Annotated in this window: 2 protein-coding genes and 2 pseudogenes; 2 read left to right on the forward strand and 2 right to left on the reverse strand. The window is 51.4% G+C overall.

Features of this window, described 5'->3' with window-relative positions; genetic code table 11:
* Window positions 1-1,191: outer membrane beta-barrel family protein (locus BLX24_RS29525; RefSeq protein WP_143092877.1), on the forward strand; the 1,191-nt coding region annotated here is incomplete at its 5' end.
* Window positions 1,192-1,312: 121 nt separating this feature from the next.
* On the forward strand, window positions 1,313-2,029 hold the full coding sequence (locus BLX24_RS29530) for a LolA family protein (protein ID WP_071506813.1): 717 nt from the start codon (window positions 1,313-1,315) through the stop codon (window positions 2,027-2,029).
* Between the two features lie 245 nt (window positions 2,030-2,274).
* Here BLX24_RS29530 and BLX24_RS29535 read toward each other — a convergent pair.
* Window positions 2,275-3,386: pseudogene (locus tag BLX24_RS29535) on the reverse strand (FG-GAP repeat domain-containing protein).
* Window positions 3,387-3,518: 132 nt separating this feature from the next.
* Window positions 3,519-4,330, reverse strand: a pseudogene (locus BLX24_RS29540) (HEAT repeat domain-containing protein); the annotation flags it as partial.

The raw sequence follows: 4,330 nt of genomic DNA on the forward strand, positions 1-4,330 counted from the left end.
CAGACATCTATCAGCAAAAATCAGCAACTGGAATTCGGGGCAAAAGGGATTTTCCGCGAAGTAAACAGCAATTACAAATACCTGCTTGCCGGTCCGACCGGAGAGTTTAAGGTAGAGAATAACAACACGATGGGCGCGCTGCTTTACCACCAGAACATTGCCGCCGCCTACTCTTCGTATACGTACACCACCAAAAAACGGTATACCTTTAAAGGAGGTCTGCGGTACGAGCACACCTTCCTGGATGCCAGCACGGAAGAAGGCGGCGTTGTTGGAGTAGGTGACTACGGAGTACTGGTACCAAGCATCAATGCCTCGAAAACCATCAAGGGAACGACTTTCAAACTGGGCTACAACCGCCGGATTCAACGGCCGGGCCTGCAACAGCTGAATCCGAACTTTAATTCGGCCAACCCATCGGTGATTACCATTGGTAACCCGGCCCTGCGTCCTGAACTGACCAATAACCTTGAACTGGGCCTGAGCAAGACCATCGGCAAAACTTTTGTAAATGCCACGTTCTTCGGCCGCCTGACCAACAACGCCATCACGCAGGTCAGCAAGCCGTCGGATACCCTGGCCGGGGCTATCGTAACGACCTATCAGAACATCGGCCGCCAACAGGCATACGGGGTGAACCTCTTCACCAACATTGCAGCAACGTCTAAAATCAGCATCGGTATCTTCTTCAACGGCTTCTATACCAGTCTGAACGGTCAGGCTGTCGGACGCGACGGACGCTCATCGACCGTTACCAACTCGGGTATGAACGTAAGCGGTGGTACGTTTGCCTCCGCCCAGTTTAAAAACGGCTGGGGGGCTCAGGCTTTCGGCTTCCTGCAAGGCCAGCAAGTGCAGTTACAGGGTAAGCAGGGCGGTTTCGGATTCTATACCGTTGGGGTGAAAAAAGACTTCAGGAACAAAAAAGGAAGTGTGGGTCTGGCTGCCGAAAACTTCATGAACAAACGCTTCAACATCCATACAGTACTGAACTCAGCCCTGTTCTCACAGGTCAACGATGTGTATCTGTATAACCGTGGGGTACGTTTGACCTTTACCTACAAAATCGGCAAAATGACCATGGATGCTCCGCGTAAAAAAGCCAAAGGCGTCAACAACGACGACGTGAAGAGTGACGGAAACAGCCAGGGCGGGACCGGTAGCTCACCAACGGGTGGTACCCCTCGTTAATCACATGGATTAATGTTTATATTGCACACATTATCGTATTAATAGTAAAGTTTTAACCTAACTGCCTTAGCCTCCGGCATCATGTAACACCCCGATTTAACGGGGAAGGAGGTTCAAAACCATGAAAACTAATCAAATTCTCGTTGCAGGTTTGTCGCTGTTTCTGTCGGTAAGTGCTTTTGCACAAACAACGGTTGATGAAGTGGTCAGCAAACACATTGCCGCTTTAGGTGGCGCAGATAAGATCAAAAATGTGAAGTCTCTGACGATGGAGCAGTCACTGGCGGTTCCGAACATGGAGTTCCCGACGAAGTCTGTTATTGTGGTCGGCAAATCACTCCGTACCGAGTCGACCATTATGGGCAACAAGCTGGTCAGTGTAGTTGACGGTACTACCGGCTGGACAATTAAACCGGCCATGATGGGCGGAACCGGTGAACCACAGGACATGACTGACGCGGAACTGAAGCAATCGTCGTCGCAACTGGATCCGTTTGGTTCTCTGGTCAATTACAAGGAAAAAGGAAATACCGTTGAGTATGTCGGCAAAGAAAAAGTCGGCAAAAAAGAAGCTCACCACCTGAAAGTTACGACCAAAGGAGGCCAGGTGTCGGATCAGTATCTGGACGGCGATACCTACCTTGTGAACAAAATCGTGGCCACCGTTAATGGCCAGACAGCCGAAATCTCACTGGGCGATTATAAAGAAGTAGAGGGCATCAAACTGTCTCACCTGATGGAAATTCCAAGCCCGCAGGGAACCGTATCCATTATTACCAACAAAGTGACGGTTAATGCGCCGGTTGATGAGACCATCTTCAAGAAACCAGGCAAATAAGTATCTGCCAATCAACGTAACGCCCCCTCAGCAGGACTGTTGAGGGGGCGTTACGCGTTTCAGAGTACCAGGATTACAGCGCCGTCCTTCCCTGTTCCTTACACCGTTGCTGAGACTGGACGGCCATAACCGTACTTCCGTTTCAGGAAGATATGTTTCCAGCAGGGTATGACCAATATCCCCGATATTCACCGCCTGCCACGATGAATGTTCTACGGTTTGTTATCATAACGTTGGTCTGTGTCTTATTGCCGGATCTCATTCAAAAACAAAAACACGCCGTTTTTATTAGCAATAATGATGTCCGTCTTTTTATCGCCGTTCATATCATGGACTGCCACGTTGAGCCCCGAGCCGGAGTCATTATCGATGACATGTTCTTTGTAAAACGGAGCCTTGCCGGGTGTAAACTCAAACCAGAGCAAAATGCCCGGATCACTGTCACCCGGATCACGGCCGTGATGGGCCAGAAACCGCTTACCTGTGATGTAGTCGGCGCGGCCGTCGCCATTCAGATCCGCCATGATGGATGAATGGGTCTGAGCAGTTGTGTTACTCATCAGGTGGGTTTTGAAGTTTAGCTTTCCCTGCTCATCGACCACCTGTTCGTGCCACCAGATGCCGAGGGCGTGGGCCGAGGCGCTGACTACATCTTTTTTGCCATCGCCGTTCACGTCCAGAAGCTGCATGTGCGAGCAGGGTTCGCCGAGGCTGGCCGGATGAAATACCNGCCCTCCCGGATAATGACATCCTTAATGCCGTCGTTGTTGATATCCCCATAGCCGATGCCGTGCGAAAACGGCTCGGTTCCCGGCACATTTTCCTGACTGAGCGGATAGCGCGTCCACTCCGTTTCGCCTTTTTTAGCCGGTGCTTTCAGCCACACAATCTGCTTTTTATCCTTGTCGCCGCACAGGATGTCGAGCCGGCCGTCGCCGTCAATATCAAAAAAGCCCGGCGACTCGTTAGCAATGCCCATCGACGCTGCCAGCATGTGTTTCGGCCACTCCCCTCCTTTTTTACCGGGATTCTCAAACCAGAAACCAGGCTTACCCGGAAAGTCGATGATCACCACATCGTCCCAACCATCCTGGTTCACATCCATTCCGAGGTCAAGAAATGAGTTACTGTATTCTTTGCGGGGGTCGAACACCCGCGACGGGGCCATTTCGTGGCGGGTCCAGTCGGGGGCTTCAAACCAGTAGTAGCCCGCGACAATATCCATTTTGCCGTCTTTATTCAGGTCAGCAACGGCTACTCCTTCAGAAAGAAAATCACGGGTCAGCGTAATTTTTCTGAAGTTGCCTTCAGGCGTTGCGGTCTTGCTATCGGGGGCAGAAACGGTCCCCTCAGCCATCTTCTGCCGCATTTTAAAGGCTTCTTTCGAGTCTTGTGCGTGGCTTTGTGTCACCCCCACAACGAGTGCCAGCGCAGCCAACCCGTTCAACCGGAGCCTGGTTCCTGTTTTTAAGGTCATGTTCCTCTTCATTTATTCGTTTAACACCTTAGCCAGCACCATCATCACTTCGTGGTTTTCGGGGCTGTGATCCAGTTTACCCACGCGGTCATTCAGGTCTTTCAGCAGTTTTTTTGCCTCATCAGAGCCGATAGCCGCAATCCGCTGAATAGTATAAGGCAGGTGTTNCGCGCTTCATATCAACTGCCGCCAGCGGTTCGAAGGCATACCAGATCATCAGTGGCAGGTTATGATCATTTTTATCCTCCGCTTTCTGCATCAGCGCATTCAGTACATCCCAGCGCTGGTTTGGCTCCAGCCGCATCATCCCCGAGGTCAGATACAGCCGCACCAGGGCCGAGTTATCCTGTTGTGCCAGCGTACTGAGGCGCTTGAGCGTTTCCGGCGAAATCTGCTTGTTTTCGCACAACAGCTGAACCGCCCAGCTGCGGACGTTTTCACTGTCGCTGGCAAGCAGATCGGTCAGTTCTTTTTCTGTCAGGCCTTTTGTCACGTGCAGGGCCCACAGCGCACGCAGCTTGCGGGTGTCATCCGGGTTATTTTTCAGTATTTCCTTCAGGGCTTTGTGTACCTTTTTACTGCCTCCGCGCTCCTGCAACAGCAACCGTGCCTGCCGCACATACCACTCATTCGGATTCAGCTGGCACTTCACGAGCTCCAGATCCGATCGTTTAGTCAGATCAACCTGTACCCATTGATCGTTTTCGTGGGTAATCTTGAAAATCCGGCCCATCGTTTTGTCATGCACGTCCGGATTAGGGCTGTGGCACTGATTTTTATCGTACCAGTCAATGGCAAAAACCGAACCGCTGGCATCGTATTTA

It is taken from the genome of Arsenicibacter rosenii (assembly GCF_001870735.1).
Lineage (GTDB): Bacteria > Bacteroidota > Bacteroidia > Cytophagales > Spirosomataceae > Arsenicibacter > Arsenicibacter rosenii.